The organism is Nocardia pseudobrasiliensis NBRC 108224, assembly GCF_001613105.1.
In the GTDB taxonomy this organism is placed as follows: Bacteria; Actinomycetota; Actinomycetes; order Mycobacteriales; family Mycobacteriaceae; genus Nocardia; species Nocardia pseudobrasiliensis.
This window is the reverse complement of the sequence record NZ_BDBS01000016.1, coordinates 23,670-39,936: the sequence shown is the minus strand read 5'-3', so window position 1 is coordinate 39,936 and position 16,267 is coordinate 23,670. Positions and strand designations below refer to the sequence as shown.

General features: G+C 66.5%; 18 protein-coding genes. 10 read left to right on the top strand and 8 right to left on the bottom strand.

Translation table 11 applies throughout. From position 1 onward, the window contains the following. Nucleotides 1-9 precede the first annotated feature (9 nt). The 4 genes from NP4_RS15040 to NP4_RS15025 all read left to right on the top strand — a co-directional run bounded on the left by NP4_RS15040 (nt 10) and on the right by NP4_RS15025 (nt 4,545). Nucleotides 10-1,245, top strand: a complete 1,236-nt coding sequence (locus NP4_RS15040; RefSeq protein ID WP_067998100.1) for a Mur ligase family protein — start codon at nt 10-12, stop codon at nt 1,243-1,245. After that, entirely contained in the window at nt 1,242-1,952 is a 711-nt protein-coding gene (locus NP4_RS15035; RefSeq protein ID WP_067998098.1) for a type 1 glutamine amidotransferase, read from the top strand. The genes NP4_RS15040 and NP4_RS15035 overlap by 4 nt, the downstream gene beginning before the upstream one ends. 129 nt (nt 1,953-2,081) lie before the next feature. Then, nucleotides 2,082-3,701 (top strand): GMC oxidoreductase, encoded by a 1,620-nt coding sequence (locus NP4_RS15030; protein WP_067998096.1) that lies wholly within the window; start codon nt 2,082-2,084, stop codon nt 3,699-3,701. 52 nt (nt 3,702-3,753) lie between these two features. Next, nucleotides 3,754-4,545 (top strand): hypothetical protein, encoded by a 792-nt coding sequence (locus tag NP4_RS15025; protein WP_067998094.1) that lies wholly within the window; start codon nt 3,754-3,756, stop codon nt 4,543-4,545. Here the strand turns inward: NP4_RS15025 and NP4_RS15020 are convergent. The 5 genes from NP4_RS15020 to NP4_RS15000 form a co-directional block, all read right to left on the bottom strand. Next, on the bottom strand, nt 4,542-5,765 hold the full coding sequence (locus NP4_RS15020; protein ID WP_067998092.1) for a low temperature requirement protein A: 1,224 nt from the start codon (nt 5,763-5,765) through the stop codon (nt 4,542-4,544). The two genes, NP4_RS15025 and NP4_RS15020, sit on opposite strands and share 4 nt — an antisense overlap. A gap of 20 nt (nt 5,766-5,785) precedes the next feature. Further along, entirely contained in the window at nt 5,786-6,241 is a 456-nt protein-coding gene (locus NP4_RS15015) for an SRPBCC family protein (RefSeq protein WP_067998091.1), read from the bottom strand. A 166-nt stretch (nt 6,242-6,407) separates the two neighbouring features. Continuing rightward, nucleotides 6,408-6,590, bottom strand: coding sequence for a DUF1918 domain-containing protein (locus tag NP4_RS39905; protein WP_082875877.1), 183 nt, complete (start codon nt 6,588-6,590; stop codon nt 6,408-6,410). Between the two features lie 52 nt (nt 6,591-6,642). Further along, nucleotides 6,643-7,056: a secondary thiamine-phosphate synthase enzyme YjbQ gene (locus NP4_RS15005; RefSeq protein ID WP_067998087.1), complete on the bottom strand. Its 414-nt coding sequence runs from the start codon at nt 7,054-7,056 to the stop codon at nt 6,643-6,645. A 16-nt stretch (nt 7,057-7,072) separates the two neighbouring features. Then, nucleotides 7,073-7,534, bottom strand: coding sequence for a MarR family winged helix-turn-helix transcriptional regulator (locus tag NP4_RS15000; RefSeq protein ID WP_067998085.1), 462 nt, complete (start codon nt 7,532-7,534; stop codon nt 7,073-7,075). 91 nt (nt 7,535-7,625) lie between these two features. Here NP4_RS15000 and NP4_RS14995 point away from each other — a divergent pair, with 91 nt between their 5' ends. The 3 genes from NP4_RS14995 to NP4_RS14985 all read left to right on the top strand — a co-directional run bounded on the left by NP4_RS14995 (nt 7,626) and on the right by NP4_RS14985 (nt 10,473). Next, nucleotides 7,626-8,093: an SgcJ/EcaC family oxidoreductase gene (locus NP4_RS14995; RefSeq protein WP_067998084.1), complete on the top strand. Its 468-nt coding sequence runs from the start codon at nt 7,626-7,628 to the stop codon at nt 8,091-8,093. A gap of 79 nt (nt 8,094-8,172) precedes the next feature. Then, on the top strand, nt 8,173-9,438 hold the full coding sequence (locus tag NP4_RS14990) for an aspartate kinase (RefSeq protein WP_067998082.1): 1,266 nt from the start codon (nt 8,173-8,175) through the stop codon (nt 9,436-9,438). A gap of 3 nt (nt 9,439-9,441) precedes the next feature. Next, the gene (locus NP4_RS14985) at nt 9,442-10,473 is read left to right on the top strand and encodes an aspartate-semialdehyde dehydrogenase (protein ID WP_067998080.1); all 1,032 of its coding nucleotides are present in this window, start codon (nt 9,442-9,444) and stop codon (nt 10,471-10,473) included. 57 nt (nt 10,474-10,530) lie between these two features. On the opposite strand, the gene NP4_RS14980 is transcribed toward NP4_RS14985, so the two are convergent. Then, nucleotides 10,531-11,088 (bottom strand): TetR/AcrR family transcriptional regulator, encoded by a 558-nt coding sequence (locus NP4_RS14980; protein WP_067998078.1) that lies wholly within the window; start codon nt 11,086-11,088, stop codon nt 10,531-10,533. 95 nt (nt 11,089-11,183) lie between these two features. On the opposite strand from NP4_RS14980, the gene NP4_RS14975 reads away from it, so the two are divergent. Beyond that, a complete protein-coding gene (locus tag NP4_RS14975; RefSeq protein WP_067998076.1) occupies nt 11,184-11,600 on the top strand; it encodes a nuclear transport factor 2 family protein in 417 nt (138 codons plus the stop codon). A gap of 1 nt (nt 11,601) precedes the next feature. Here NP4_RS14975 and NP4_RS14970 read toward each other — a convergent pair whose 3' ends face one another. Next, nucleotides 11,602-12,951, bottom strand: a complete 1,350-nt coding sequence (locus NP4_RS14970; RefSeq protein WP_067998074.1) for a serine hydrolase domain-containing protein — start codon at nt 12,949-12,951, stop codon at nt 11,602-11,604. Between the two features lie 301 nt (nt 12,952-13,252). On the opposite strand from NP4_RS14970, the gene NP4_RS14965 reads away from it, so the two are divergent. Both NP4_RS14965 and NP4_RS14960 read left to right on the top strand, forming a co-directional pair. Then, on the top strand, nt 13,253-13,696 hold the full coding sequence (locus tag NP4_RS14965; RefSeq protein ID WP_067998072.1) for a Fur family transcriptional regulator: 444 nt from the start codon (nt 13,253-13,255) through the stop codon (nt 13,694-13,696). A 77-nt stretch (nt 13,697-13,773) separates the two neighbouring features. Continuing rightward, on the top strand, nt 13,774-15,243 hold the full coding sequence (locus NP4_RS14960) for a catalase (protein WP_067998070.1): 1,470 nt from the start codon (nt 13,774-13,776) through the stop codon (nt 15,241-15,243). Nucleotides 15,244-15,301: 58 nt separating this feature from the next. Here the strand turns inward: NP4_RS14960 and NP4_RS14955 are convergent, their stop codons facing one another. Continuing rightward, complete coding sequence (locus NP4_RS14955; protein ID WP_067998186.1) at nt 15,302-16,033, bottom strand: TetR/AcrR family transcriptional regulator; 732 nt, start codon at nt 16,031-16,033, stop codon at nt 15,302-15,304. Nucleotides 16,034-16,267 lie beyond the last annotated feature (234 nt).

Here is a 16,267-nt window from a genome sequence, read left to right as displayed (position 1 = left end):
CTCGCCGTCGTGGCAGACATCTCGGTGCGTGGGCGGCTGGCGCTGCGGGCGGCGGCGGCCGCGTCGTGGGCGTCGCAGAAGGCGGGGCGCGGTAAGGGGTCGATGATCGGGGGATTGATCGCGCTGCGCATCGATCCGACGGTCATGACCCAGCTCGGGCGCGGCCGTCGGACCGTGCTGGTGACCGGAACCAACGGCAAATCCACCACCACCCGCATGACGACCGCGGCGCTGAGCACGCTCGGCCCGGTGGCCACCCAGGCCGACGGCGCGAATATGGACGCGGGTATCGTCGCCGCGCTGAGCGCGCACCGGTCCGCGTCGCTGGCCGCGATCGAGGTCGACGAACTACATCTGCCGCATGTGACCGACGCGCTGAATCCGGCCGCGGTGGTTCTGCTGAATCTGAGCCGCGATCAGCTCGACCGGGTCGGCGAGATCAATATGATCGAGCGCAAACTGCGCGCCGGTATGGCCCGGCATCCCGATACCGTTCTCATCGCCAACTGCGACGACGTCCTGATCACCTCGATCGCCTACGACCATCCCAATGTGGTCTGGGTCGCGGCCGGCAGCGGCTGGGCGGTGGATGCCACCAGCTGTCCGCGCAGCGGTGAGCCGATCGTCTGGGAGGGTACGCACTGGCGCAGCACGGGTGCGGATTTCCACCGCCCCGAACCGGACTGGTGGGTCGACGAGGAATTCCTCTACGGGCCCGACGGGGTGAAACTGCCGCTGCACCTTGCCCTTCCGGGGCGTGCCAATCGCGGTAACGCGGCGCAGGCGGTCGCGGCGGCGGTCGCGCTCGGGGCCACGCCGGAGAGTGCCGCCGAAGGCGCGGCCACCGTGAACGAGATCGCCGGGCGCTATCGCACCGTGCGGGTCGGCGAGCACACCGCGCGTCTGCTGCTGGCCAAGAATCCGGCGGGCTGGCAGGAGGCGCTGTCGATGATCGACCCGGCCGCAACGGGTTTGGTGATCGCCGTGAACGGCCAGGTGCCCGACGGCGAGGATCTGTCGTGGCTGTGGGACGTGCGCTTCGAACATTTCGAGGGCACCCAGGTGGTCGCCGCGGGGGAGCGGGCCACCGATCTCGCGGTGCGGCTGACCTATGCCGGGGTCGAGCACACCACCGTCGCGAATCCCCTGCGCGCCATCGCCTCCTGCCCGCCCGGCCGGGTCGAGGTCCTGGCCAACTACACCGCGTTCCGCGACCTCAATCGCGATCTGGAGGCAAACCGATGACGGATTCGACCGTGCGGATCGGACTGGTCCTGCCGGATGTCATGGGCACCTACGGCGACGGCGGCAATGCGGTTGTGCTGCGGCAGCGGCTGCGCATGCGCGGCTACGCTGCCGAGATCGTCGAAATCAGCCTGAACGATCCGGTGCCCGACTCACTGGACATCTACACCCTCGGCGGCGCGGAGGATTCCGCGCAGCGCCTGGCCACCCGGCATCTGCAGCGGTATCCGGGCCTGCAGCAGGCCGCCGCGAAAGGCGTGCCGGTACTGGCGATCTGCGCGGCCATCCAGGTACTCGGCAACTGGTACGAGACCTCCTCCGGCGAACGAGTCGACGGCGTGGGCCTGTTCGACGTCACCACCTCCCCGCAGGCCAAGCGCGCGATCGGCGAGGTTGCCACAACCCCCCTGCTCCCCGGCCTCACCGAGCCGCTCACCGGCTTCGAAAACCACCGCGGCGGAACGAAACTCGGCGGCGACGCCAAACCCCTGGCGCGAGTCACCCGAGGCGTCGGCAACGGCGTCGGCGACGCCCTCGAGGGCGTGATCCAGGGCTCGGTGATCGGCACCTACATGCACGGCCCGGCCCTGGCCCGCAACCCCGAACTGGCCGACCATCTCTTGCGCCGCGCCCTCGGCGTGGACGAGCTGGAGCCCCTGCTCCTACCAGAGGTCGACCAACTCCGCAGGGAACGTTTGCGGGCCTGACGGTAGCGATCTCGCCTTATAGCGAAAAGCTATTCGTGAGATGCTTAAGTCCTGGTCATTCTGTTGAGGCACCCGGTGTCGGCCCGGTAATCTCGCGCGCGGTCATGCGTGGATGAGGGAGGTGGCCGGGTGCGCAGACGCGCCTTTCTGAAGGCTGCCGGAGCGGCGGCGCTGTTGGGCGCGGCGGGCACCGGGTATCGGGCAGGGTCCGCCGTGGCCGAACCGGTGTGGAACGAGCTGTTCAAGCAGTGGGTGCCGGAGATCTTTGCGCCGCTGCCGGATCCGCCCGAACATACCGAGGCCATTGTCATCGGGTCGGGATTCGGGGCCGCGGTGACCGCGCTGCGGCTGGCCGAGGCGGGTGTGTCGAATACCGTGCTCGAGCGCGGGTCGCGCTGGCCCAACGATCCGTGGCGGGAGATCTTCACCGGTGACGTCCTGCCCGACGGGCGCGGGTTCTGGCATCGGACCAGCTTCACCGGAATCACCAAGGTCGCCATGCACTTCGCCGATTTCGGCGGCGTACTCGACGTGACCGAGCTGCCGGGTATCGATGTCTGGCACGCGGCGGCCGTGGGCGGCGGTTCGGTGGTGTTCACGGGTGTGATGGTCGCGCCGACGCGCCGATTCTTCGACGAGGTCTTCCGCGGCACAGTCGAATTCGACGAGCTGGACCGCGTCTACTTCCCGCGGGTGCGGCAGATGCTGCGGCTGAGCACGATGCCGGGAGATATATACGCCTCCTCGCCGTTCACACACTCGCGCATGTGGGACGAGCAGGTGCGCAAGGCGGGTTACGAACCGCAGCCCAGCGATTCGATCTTCAATTGGGATGTGCTGCGCGCGGAACTGGCCGGTGCGTCCAAAGCCTCGGCCACCACCGGATTCAGCAATCTGGGCAACTCCAACGGCGCGAAGTTCGATCTGAACCAGAACTATCTGAAGTACGCCCAGGACACCGGCCGCTCGGCGGTGTTCCCGGGCCATCGCGTCGACACGATCGCCCAGGACGCCAACGGCCGCTACGTGGTCGGCGTGACCAAACTCGATCCCACCGGAGCGGTTCTGGCGACCCGAACCCTCACCTGCGACAAGCTGTTCCTCGGCGCCGGTTCGGTCGGCACCTCCGAACTGCTGGTGCGCGCGCAGGCCACCGGCGCGCTGCCGCATCTGAACGAATATGTCGGCGACGGCTGGGGCACCAACGGCGATGTGGTGCTCGGCCGCGGCGAGAGCCGATTGGTCGGCCTCGGCCAGGGCGTGGCCAGCGCCAGCCGCATCCACGACGAATCCGGTATGCCGCTGACGCTCGAGAGCTGGTACCTGCCGGGTATGCCGACCGAGACCGGCGGGGTCGGCTCGCTCGGTCTGGCGCTCGATCCGACCCGGGCCCGCTTCACCTACGACCGGGCCCGCAATGCCGCGACGCTGAACTGGCCGCGCAGGGCGCAGGAGGATGTGCTCGCCGCCTGCCGCGCGGTCGATCACCGCATCGCCGAACGGGCCGGCGCCCTACTGGATTACAGCGCGCTGGGCTACGACGCCAACGCGCTGTTCACCGCGCATCCGCTGGGCGGTGCGGTGATCGGGCGGGCCACCGACAACTATGGGCGCGTGGTCGGCCATCCGGGTCTGTACGTCGTCGACGGCGCGGGGATTCCGGGCAGCACCGGCACGGTCAATCCATCGCTCACCATCGCCGCGCTCGCCGAGCGAAATATCGAGGCGATCATCCGCGCGGGACGCTGACGGCGAATTCCGATTACCCTCGGCGTGATCGTTCGAGGGTGAAAGGGATGTCGTGGCCCAGTACCGCAGCGTGGCGGCGCAGGACGTCGAGGAGTACCCGCGCAAGCCGCCGGCCTTGTGGACCGAATTCGTGATGCTCGCGCTGGCCGTTGCCTCGGTGGCGCTGCTGGTGTGGATCACCTTCTTCCGGGTCTCCCCGGCCACCGAGCGCGGCATCGTCATCGCGGACTATTCGATCTGCGCGATCTTCGCCGCCGAATTCCTGTGGCGCTGGCGACGGGCGGACTGGTCGTGGATGTTTCCGTTCGTCTACTGGTACGAGGTGCTGGGCATGGTCCCGGTCACCAGCCCGTTCTTCCGCGGGTTCCGATTGCTGCGGATCGTGGTGATCGCGGTGCGACTGGCCCGTGCGGCCGATCGCGCCTTCGGCGACCGGGTGACCGCGGCGCTGGTGAACCGATTCGTGGGCACGGTCGTGGAGGCGGTGAAGCGGCCGGTGACCATCGCGGTGATGGACGAGGTCGCGCAGGTGATGCGCACCGGCCACTACACCCGCAATATCGCCGCGGCGCTCGAGGAGAACCGCGACGAACTCGACGCCATGATCGTCGAATTGATCAAGAACGATCCGCAGATCGGCCGCGTGCGCTATCTACCGTTCCATGAGGACGTCATCCGCGGCATCGCCAACACCAGCTTCCGCATCCTGTTCCAGGCCCTGTCCGATCCGCGCATCGACGAACTCATCGGAGATGTGCTGCGGGAGAATGTGAATCAGATGCGGATCGCGGTGCGCGAGGGCACAGTGGTCCCGGAGACCGTGGACCACAAGAATATTTCCTAGGTATTCCCGGCATGCTCTGCCCCGTGGCGGATCTCCTCACGCGGTTGGGCATACCGGATCACCTCCCACACGATCAGCACCGCCAGCAGGCCGCACAGCAGCCCCAGCGAGGCCATGGCGGGCAGATGCGAGGCCACCGGAATCAACGCGATCAGGACCACGGCCGTGAGCACCCGCGGCCACAGCACCACTCCCGTTGCGTAGTGCCGGAATCCGACCAGCGCGAGCAGATACATCACCGGGCCGCCGTACAGCGCGTACAGCGGAATCCCGTGCAGCGCGTCGCTCAGGGTGTGACCGGCCGCGCCGCCCAGATAATTCTCCACCTTCTTGAGCCCGAGCGACAGCGCGATGATGCCGACGACCATCGGGAAATGCCAGAATGTATAGCAGTTTCGCGCGATCTGAATACGCCGTGCGCCGTGCGCCTGCTCCATGGCCCGCTCCACCACGGCCGCGCCCACATCGAAGTACGCCCACCACAGCAGTCCGGAAACCGCCAGCGCCAGCAGCGATCCCACGGTGATCGGCCAGGAGATCGGCAATCCCGCCACGCCGACGCCGATCGAGACGATGGATTCGCCCAGCGCCACGATCACGATCAGACCGTGCCGTTCGGCGAAGTGGCGCACCGAGTTCAGCCGCCACTCGTTACCCGCGAACAGCGTCCAGGTCATATCTCCCGCGATGGCGGCGACCCACAGTAGGATTTGCGTGGTGCCATGGCTCATCGCCGCGACGATCAACAGCAGCGTGCCGATGGTGATCGAGCCGAATGACCATCGCGTGACCTGCCTCCGCAGTTGCTCGTCTTCGGCACTGGCACACCAGAACACGTACACGTGCACCAGGCGGATCACCAGATATCCGATCGCGAACACCAGCGGCCCGTACCAGCCGCCGGGCAAGTCGTGAAAAGCTTCCGGAATCGCGAGCGCCATGATCAGCGCCCCGCCCATGGCCGCGAACATCGCCACCCGGGCGATACCCTCGTCGGCCTTGATTACATTGCCCAGCCAGGCATAGGCGATCCACAGCCACCACATGACCCCCAGCACGAGCAGTGCCCGCAGCATATTCACCGCGGTGGTCTCGTGCGCGGCCAAATCGGTGACCTGAGTGAAGGCGAATACCAACACCAGGTCGAAGAACAGTTCGAGCTGGGTCACCGAGGCGTTCTCGGAAACAGCCTGTAGTCGTGAACGTCTGCCACCCGTCATGGGGACATCGTGGCAGGGCTTCAGCTCACTTCGTAGTTTTCGAAGCGGAATTTCTCGATGAATTCGATCAAGTTCTGGACGGCTTCGTCATTGACCCGGTTCAGGGTTCGCTTCATCAGCAGCCCCGGAACCGGGATCGGTAAGTACACCTCGGTGTGATACCAGACCTCGGTGCCCTCCGCGATCTCCTCGATCTCGAACCAGCCCTTACCGCCGCCGCCGGCGCCGCTCTCGACGACCTCCCAGGCGATTCGATCGGGGCCGCAGTCGTATTCGAGCACCTGGCGGTCGGAGTTGTTCATCGGGGTCACCGTGGCGTATACACGCTTGGGGCGGCCGTAGTCGTCTCGGGTCGCAACGCGCACATCTTTGTGCCACGGTGACCATTCCGGGGTCCGGTCCACCGCGAGCAACGCTTCCATGACCTGCTCGGGATGGACCTCGACAACGAATCGATGGTCGGTCTTCGTGCGCATGTCTCGTCCTCCACCCCCCGGTTTGGTACGCCCGATTGTCTCCAGGGTCACAGCGCACGTCAACTGTGTGGCCTCTTTCACACGTGTCGTTCGGCCGTCCAGTTCCTGCGAGTTGTGCAGGCTGCCCGGCCTGTTCGGCTCCCGGCTGTGCGTATCCGGTATCGCCTCAGTGCGGGCGGACGACGCAGTCCGGACCCGGGAAGACGAGGCTTTCGCGCCCGTCACCGAACCGGACGAGGTAGGGCGGGGACCCGTCCGCGCCCCGGACCTCGATAATCTCGCCGGTCTGTTCCGGCATCCCTACCGCTCGACCGTGGACCAGGATTCGATCTCCGACATTCGCGCGCATGGTCGAATTATCATCCGGAAGTGACTTGTCTCACAAGGTCGTTCGTTTCGTATCACCCGCGGAGGAACGACAGCCGAACCTTGCGTTCCGGGTTGTCCACATTGAGGTCCACCATCGCCACCGATTGCCAGGTGCCCAGGGCCATCTCGCCGTCGAGCACCGGCACCGTCGCATAGGGGGCGATGAGGGCGGGCATGACATGGCTGCGTCCGTGCCCGCGCGAACCGTGCGCGTGTTTCCAGCGATCGTCGGCGGGCAGTAGATCGCCCAGGGCGGCCAGCAGATCGTCGTCACTGCTCGCGCCGAGTTCGATCAGGGCCACGCCCGCCGTCGCATGCGGTACGAAGATGTGCAGCAGCCCGTCGCGTCCGGCCGCGACCTCGTTCAGGAATTCGGCGCATCGACCGGTGATGTCGTGCACGACCTCGCTGCGCCCGGTCTTCACCTCGACAACCGTGCTCTCCATGACCCGTCCTTCCGATTCAATCCGCCGCGCGTATCGCGGCGGCCACTCGCTGGGATGTCTCGTGCAGGCGATCGAAAACATCGAGCAGTAGTTCCAGCTGTTCGGTGGTGTAGCCGGTCATGAGCTTGCCGAATTCGCGGGCCAGTGGTTCGTAATGCCGCGCGATCTCGGGCAGCCGATCCTCCGCGGCGGTGATGATCACCCGGCGGCGGTCGAGACTGTCGTGCTCGCGTCGAACGAATTTCGCGGCCAGCAGCCGGTCGATCATCCGCGTCACCGCGCCGGTGGTCAGGCCCGTGCGGGCGGCGAGTTCGCCCGCCGTGGCCGGACCGCTCAGACGCAGCAGATTCAAACAGCGCAGGTCGGTCACGTGCAGGCCCACCCTGTCGGCGATTGCCTGATGCAACATCACCGCGTCGGTCGCATTGCGCTGCGCGGCCAGGGTCAGTCGCTCGCCCAGCTCCGCCTTCCTCGTCACCTTGACAGCATAACCTTGTCCGAGCAGTATCTTACTCAATCAACTATTTCTTCGATCAGTTGATGCACTGCTCAGGGAACTGGAGTTCGCCATGACCACCCAGCAACTCGCCGACGAGGCGGCCATCCGCGCGCTGTTCGACGGACTGAATCAGGCGTGGGCCGACGGCGATGCGCACGCCTTCGCGTCCTACTTCTCCGACGACGCCGACTATGTGACCTTCTTCGGTCCGCACTACCGCGGCCGCGCCGATATCGAGGCGATGCACCGGCCGGTGTTCGAGAAGTGGCAGAAGGGCTCGCATCTCGACGGCGAGATCACCTCGCTGCGTTTTCTCACCCCGGATGTCGCGCTGGTTCACGGCAAGGGTGCGGTGGTGAAGGGGCGTAAGCGGCGCAATCGCTTCAACACCAAGGTCAATCTGTTCGTGGCCGTGCGTCATGACGACCGGTGGCGCTTCGCGGCCTTCCACAACACCAAGCGGAACTGGTTGCTGACGGCGGTGACCACCCGCCGGGATCCCAAACCTTTCGATAGCGAGGATCACAGTCGGAGGTAGGCGGATAATCCGTGGACATCGATCGGTACGCTTGGGTGCTGGTAACAGCAAGCTAGTCGATCTTTTGGAGGACCCTGTCGTGGCTCTCGTCGTTCAGAAGTACGGAGGATCCTCGCTCGAATCCGCCGAGCGTATCCGTCGCGTCGCTGAACGGATCGTGGAGACGAAGAAGCAGGGGCACGAAGTGGTCGTCGTGTGCTCGGCAATGGGCGATACGACCGACGAACTGCTGGATCTGGCCCAGCAGGTGGCCCCCGCTCCGCCCGCACGCGAGCTGGACATGCTCCTCACCGCGGGCGAGCGCATCTCGAATGCGCTGGTCGCCATGGCCATTCATTCCCTGGGCGCGGAGGCGCGCTCGTTCACCGGCTCGCAGGCCGGCGTGATCACCACCGAGGCGCACGGTAACGCCCGCATCATCGACGTGACGCCCTCGCGCGTCCGCCAGGCCCTCGACGAGGGTGTGATCGTGCTGGTCGCCGGTTTCCAGGGCGTCTCGCAGGACAGCAAGAACGTGACCACGCTGGGCCGCGGCGGCTCCGACACCACCGCGGTCGCGTTGGCCGCCGCGCTCGAGGCCGACGTCTGCGAGATCTACACCGATGTGGACGGCGTGTTCACCGCCGACCCGCGGATCGTCCCGGATGCGCAGAAGCTCGACCAGGTCTCCTTCGAGGAGATGCTCGAGATGGCGGCCTGCGGATCGAAAGTGCTCATGCTGCGCTGCGTCGAGTACGCGCGCCGATACAACGTGCCCGTCCATGTGCGCTCCTCGTACGGGGACCGCAACGGCACCTACGTCTATGGATCGATGGAGGACATCCCCTTGGAGAAAGCAATCCTCACCGGCGTCGCGCACGACCGCAGCGAGGCCAAGGTGACCGTGGTGGGCCTGCCGGATACGCCGGGCTACGCGGCCAAGGTGTTCCGGGCCATCGCCGATGCCGAGATCAATATCGACATGGTGCTGCAGAACATCTCCAAGGTGGAGACCGGCAAGACCGACATCACCTTCACCCTGCCCAAGACCGACGGTCCCAAGGCGGTGGAGTTCCTGACCAAGCGTCAGGACGAGATCGGCTTCTCGCAGGTGCTGTTCGACGACCACATCGGCAAGGTGTCGCTGGTGGGCGCGGGTATGAAGAGTCATCCCGGCGTCACCGCGACCTTCTGTGAGGCGCTGGCCAAGGCGAGTATCAACATCGACCTGATCTCTACCTCCGAGATCCGGATCTCGGTGCTGGTCAAGGACACCGAACTGGACGAGGCGGTGCAGGTGCTGCACAAGGCCTTCGACCTGGGCGGCGACGAGGTGGCGGTTGTGCACGCCGGATCGGGGATCTGAGTCGTGGGCGTACGTGTAGGAGTCGTGGGCGCGACCGGACAGGTCGGCGCCGTCATGCGGAAACTGCTGGAGGAGCGCAACTTCCCGGCCGACGAGGTGCGGTTCTTCGCCTCCTCGCGGTCCGCGGGGAAGACGCTGCCGTGGCGCGGCGGCGAGGTTGTGGTGGAGGATGCCGAGACCGCCGATCCGAGCGGATTGGATATCGCGCTGTTCTCCGCCGGGGCCACCATGTCGCGCGTGCAGGCGCCGCGCTTCGCGGCCGCGGGCGTGACCGTGATCGACAACTCCTCGGCGTTCCGCAAGGACCCCGAGGTGCCGCTGGTCGTCTCCGAGGTGAATCCGGAGCAGACCCGCAATCTGGTCAAGGGCATCATCGCCAACCCCAACTGCACGACCATGGCCGCCATGCCGGTGCTCAAGCCACTGCACGACGAGGCCGGGCTGCGCCGGTTGATCGTGTCCAGCTACCAGGCGGTCTCGGGCAGCGGCCTGGCCGGTGTCGAGGAGCTGGCCGGTCAGATCCGCGCGGTGGCCCCCGATATGGAGAAGTTGACCCACGACGGATCCGCGGCCGCGTTCCCCGCCCCCAACAAGTACGTCGCGCCGATCGCCTTCAATGTGCTGCCGCTGGCCGGTTCGCTGGTCGACGACGGCTCCGGCGAGACCGACGAGGATCAGAAGCTGCGCAACGAGAGTCGCAAGATCCTCGGCCTGCCGGAGCTGCTGGTGAGCGGCACCTGCGTGCGCGTGCCGGTCTTCACCGGTCACTCGCTGTCGGTGAACGCCGAATTCGACCGGCCGCTGTCGGTCGAGCGGGCGCGGCAGCTGCTCGCGGACGCTCCCGGCGTGAAGCTGAGCGATGTCCCCACCCCCCTGGCCGCCGCGGGTATCGACGAATCGCTCGTCGGCCGCATCCGCCAGGATCCGGGCGTTCCCGAGGGACGTGGTCTGGCGCTGTTCATCTCGGGTGACAACCTGCGAAAGGGCGCGGCGCTCAATACGATTCAGATCGCCGAGGTCCTGCTGCGGGGCTGAGGTAGTACGACCGCTCGAGAGGCCGTCCGATCCCGTTGGATCGGACGGCCTCTCGCGTCAGCGAGGGCGTAGGCCGTCGAACACTATGGTGAAGCTGCGGCGGCGTTGCTCGTCGGTGGTGGTGGGGGTGTGGGTGGCCAGGAAGGTGCCCTTGAGCGCACGCATCAGATCGTCGAGGTCGATATCGGCGCGGACCGCTCCGGCCTGCTGGGCGCGATGCAGCAGGGCCGCGACCGAACCGTGCATTTCCGTTAGGGGAGTGGACAATTCGATCGGATGCTCGTTGCCGATGGCCTCGGCGAGATCGCGTTTGACCGCACCCTCCTCGACCATGTGATCGAGGAAGGCGAAGAAGGCCGCGCCCGGGTCCGCGGCGGCGGTCAGCTCACGGGCGCGTGCGGTCATACGCTCGATATTGTCCACGATGGCGGCGTGGAACAGCGCCTCCTTGGTGGGAAAATGCCGATACACCGTACCCGGGCCGACGCCCGCGCGCCGCGCGATCTCGTCGAGGGGAACCGAAATACCTTCGGCGGCAAAGGCTTCCCGGGCCGCCATGAGGACACGCTCGCGATTGCGGCGGGCATCGGCGCGCAGGGGACGTCCTTCGGTCACGGCGCGAGTCTACCGAGCCGGGGCATTGACAAGCGGGGCGACCGTTCCGAATGATAAGCGGGGTATTGGTTCCGTTTATCGAAAGCGAGATCGTCATGACCGACACTCCCGTACGAACCCCGCGTGAGCTGGTCGAAGAGATGTTCAACGGATTGGCCGCACGCGACAGCGACGCCTTCGCCTCGTGGCTGGCGCCGGATGCGGTCTTCGAAATGCCCTTCACCCTCGAGGGGACCCCCGAGCGGGTCGAGGGCCGCGAGGCCATTCGGGACCACCTGGCGCAGCGCCGGGCGGCGACGACCGGAATCGAGGTGCACGGCATACATCCCCAGGTGTACGAGACCGCCGATCCGGAACTGCTGTTCGTCGAGAACGAGGTCGATATGACCCTGCCGGGTGAGCCCCGTGCACGAATTCGCACCTCCGTCAACGTGGTTCGCGTGCGCGACGGCAAGGTGGTGCTGTTCCGCGACTATATGAACGCCGCCGTGCTGGCCCGCCTCGTGCGCTGATTCAGCGAATGCCGGGCGTTCGCGGATCGGTGCCCAGACACACCACGATATAGCAGCCCGGCGGCGTGTCGGTGAACGGCGCCGCGAGCGGAGTCTTCAAGCAGGACAGCACATTACAGCCCGGATACGCGGCCGGCCCGAGGCCGAAGATGGCCTCGATGATCTCGGGATCGATATAGTCGCGCGGATCGATCTCGATCGGCTGTTCGGAATAGGGACCCGGATCGGAGACCGGTGGCTGCCGCATGGCGGCCACCAACCGTCGGAAGAACTCCCAGGACAGCTCGTCGGTGGTCTGCAGCAGTCCGCGCAGCCCCTTCACCGAGTGGTTGCCGAACGCGCCGGTCCACACCACCTCGAGATCCCATTCGGGAATGACGAAGACGTTCTGCAGGCCGAGCCCGGACATCAGATACGAATCGCGCGGCAGGAAGGCGGGCATCTCCACACAACCCGCCCCGACCCAGAACAAATACCCGTAGCAGGGATTGGTCGCCGAGGGACGGCTGGCCATTCGCAGATAGTCGCTCGACACGACCTGCTGTTCGCCCCAGCGGCCGTCGTCGCCGAGCAGTAGGGCCAGTCGAGACAGATCGTTGGGCGGAATCATGAGATGGGCGTAGCCATAGGTATGCCCGGATCGGTCGCGGGCCCAGTAGTAATCGCCTTTCTCGATACCCAGCGGATCGAACAGCTCCCGCTGGGCGAAGCGCTGGAACGGCTCGCCGACCGCCAGCTCCACGACATAGGTCAGCAGATCGACATTGCGCTGGCTGTAGGTGAATTCGGTGCCGGGCGGCGTATCGAAGGGCACCCCGAGCGCCTGCACCGCGCTGTTCGGATCGATCGGGACGATCGCGGTCAGACCCTCGGTCACCGCACCGACCCGCAATCCGGAGGATTCGGTGAGCAGATTCTCCACGGTGATGGCTCGGTGGCGGGCGTCGCCGAGGCCCGGTGGCAGATAGCGGTCGATGGGCGCGGACAGGTCGAGTAGGCCACGGTCCCAGGCGATTCCGGCGACCAGTGAGACGACGCTTTTGGTCACGCTCCAGACGTTCCACGCGATATTGCCGGATCTGGCATTGGTCGGCCCCTCGCCGACCAGGCAGTTGTGCCGGAACACCCGCACATTGAACCGATTGCGCTGCGCGGCGAAGTCGAGGGCCGCGGCCAGCCGATCGGCGTCGAAGCCGACCGCTTCTGGGGCCGCGCGCTCGAGCTCGCGCTCGGCGGTGACCGCGCACCGCGTCGGCTCGGTCGTGCGCGCGTGCGCGGGTTCGGCCGCGACCCCGCACGCCACCAAGGCGACGACGGACATGCCGGAGACCCACCCGAGGATGCGGCGCATGAGAGCAGGCTAACCCGGCCCGACCGGGAAACTCCCCAACACGCCAGGCCCCCAACGAAATGCGCGAACGCCGCCAGGTCGAACCTGGCGGCGTCGATCCGGGCGCGGAGGCAATGGGGCTCCGCCGCCCGGGGGCCGCCGACGCCCAACAAGCGCCTCTCGGCGAGTGGTCGCTCGAAGCGACAAAGGGTGAGGCCCGGGGCTGTCCCGACGTCGGCAGTCCGGTTCAACAGGGCGGGGTGGGGATCTATTCCACGGGTCTTTTCTTGACTTATTCCAAAAAAGGGGCAAACTGGGGTTCATGCACACCGACGCCTTCGACCCGCGGCAGCGACTGCGCGCGGCCGGACTGCGGGTCACCGCCCCGCGGGTGGCAGTGCTGGATGTGGTTGCGGCCCAACCGCATTCGGATGCCGACCGGGTGGCCGCCGCGGTGCGGGGCAGACTGGGCTCGGTATCCACCCAGGCCGTGTACGACGTACTGCGGGCCTGTGTGAACGCCGGACTGCTGCGCCGGATCGAACCGGCCGGTTCCGCCGCGCTGTACGAGGCGCGGACCGGTGACAACCATCACCACCTGGTGTGCAGGAACTGCGGCACGGTCGTGGACGTGGACTGTGCCGTGGGACATGCTCCCTGTCTCGATCCGTCGGACGCGCACGGTTTCGCGATCGACGAGGCCGAGGTCGTCTATTGGGGCATGTGCCCGGATTGCCTCGGTAGCAGCGCCATTCCGTCCACCTGACCGGACGGACCATCTCATCTCGACCCGGGGGCAGCCCATACCCCGGGGGAAGTCGTCGACCCTCGAGGAGGCCATTCATGACCAAGCCGACCACCACCAACACCGGTACGCCGGTCGCCAGCGACAACGAGTCGCTGACCGCGGGCACCGAGGGCCCGATCCTGCTGCACGACCACTACCTGATCGAGAAGCTCGCCCAGTTCAACCGGGAGCGCGTGCCGGAGCGGATCGTGCATGCCAAGGGTGCGGGCGCGTACGGCGAACTCGTCGTGACCAACGACGTCAGCCGCTTCACCAAGGCCAAGCTGTTCCAGCCGGGTGCGCGGACCGAATCGCTGGTGCGCTTCTCCACGGTCGCCGGCGAGCAGGGTAGCCCCGACACCTGGCGCGATCCGCGCGGCTTCGCGGTGAAGTTCTACACCGAGGACGGCAACTACGACCTCGTCGGCAACAACACCCCGGTATTCTTCATCAAGGATCCGATCAAATTCCCCGACTTCATCCGCTCGCAGAAGCGTCTGCCGGGCAACGGACTTCGCGATCACAATATGCAGTGGGACTTCTGGACGCTGCGCCCCGAGTCCGCGCATCAGGTGACCTGGCTCATGGGCGATCGGGGCATCCCGAAGACCTACCGGCATATGAACGGCTACGGCTCGCACACCTATCAGTGGATCAACGCCGCCGGTGAGCGCTTCTGGGTGAAGTACCACTTCCGCACCGATCAGGGCCAGCAGTTCCTGACCCAGGCCGAGGCCGACCGGATCGCGGGCGAGGACGCCGATTTCCACCGCCGCGATCTGTGGGATGCCATCGAGCGCGGCGACCACCCGAGCTGGACCGTCCACGTCCAGGTCATGCCGGTGGACGAGGCCGCGAGCTACCGATTCAACCCGTTCGACCTGACCAAGGTGTGGTCCAAGAAGGATTACCCGCTGATCGAGGTCGGCCGCTGGACCCTGAACCGCAATCCGCGCAACTACTTCGTCGAGATCGAACAGGCCGCGTTCGAACCGTCGAATGTGGTTCCGGGCATCGGCTTCTCGCCGGACAAGATGCTGCTGGGTCGTGTATTCGCCTACGCCGACGCGCATCGCTACCGCATCGGCGCCAACTACGCCCAGCTGCCCCCGAACCGCCCACGCGCCGCGGAGGTGAACACCTATTCCAAGGAGGGCGCGATGCGATACGAGTTCAACGCGCCCGAGGTTCCCGTCTACGCCCCCAACTCCTACGGCGGCCCGCACGCCGATCCGTCCCAGGCCCCCGACGAGGCCACCTGGAACAACTTCGAACCGGAGATGGTGCGCGCGGGCTACATCCAGCACCGCGAGGACAGCGACTGGGCCCAGCCCGGCACGCTCGTGCGCGATGTCCTCAACGACGAGCAGCGTGAGCGTCTGGTGAACAACGTCGTCGGCCACGTGCTGGGCGGCGTGCGGGAACCGGTGCTCAGCCGTGTCTTCGAATACTGGAAGAACGTTGACCAGGAGATCGGCAAGCGCATCGAGGAGGGCGTCCGCGCCGGACTCGACGGTGGCAAGTAGGCCGCAATGACGAAGGCCCGCACCGGATTCCGGTGCGGGCCTCATTGGTTTCGCCGGATCAGTCGGCGCGGCGGTGGGCCGCCAGGCCGTCGAGGATCAGGGCGAGTTCGAATTCGAAGTCGGCGTCGCGGTCGCGGACCGCGGTTCCGGCGTCGTGTGCGGCGTAGCGCTTGTGGGTGCGCGGGTAGGGGCTCGAGGCCGAGCGGCCCGCGGACATCAGGCGCTGCATCCACTCCTGTTCGTCGAGGCCGCTGCGCGCGATGGTGGTGATCATGGCGGCCTCGGTGGAGGTGGAGCCGATGATGAAGCCGAGGATCGTATCGGTGGCGCGATCGGCGAGTTCCTCGTCGAATCCGGAGGTCTCGAGAATGGTCAGCAGACCCTCCGACAGGCGCATCATATTCGGGCCGAGATAGCTCAGCCCGGCGGTGCTCAGCACGCCGGTGATCCAGGTGTGCCGCAGCAGTCCGGCCCGGATGTCCAGGCCCAGGCGCAACAGGGCCGAACGCCAATCCGGCGCGGGGGCGTCGGAAATGGTGATCTCGCCGAGCACCTCATCGATGATCAGCTCGAGCAGTTCGTCCTTGTTGGCGACATGGGTGTAGAGCGAGGTCGCCCCGGCATTGAGCTTGGTGCCGAGTCGGCGCATGCTCAGCGCCTCGAAACCCTCCGAGTCCAGCAGGTCGATCGCCTCGGCGACGATCTGCTCCCGGCTCAGCGCCGGGGTATCGCGCCGGGGGCGTTGCGGTCGGGTCCAGACCGACGGAATCTCCTGCGCCTTCGCGACCATCGCGGTCACTCCTCTCCTGTCCAGGCCAGCATAATGGCCGTCGCACACTGTTCGCCCGCGCGAACGATGTGCGGGCCGGAGAGGTATTCGTCGCTGTCAGAGCATGCCCCACCAGTACAGCAGGCAGGCCAATACGAAGACGACCACGGTTTCCATCGTCGCTCCCAATCTCCTTGGCGCACTTGTCACCATCATTCCTCGAGATGACCGGTCACGCCGGAGAGCATGATCACA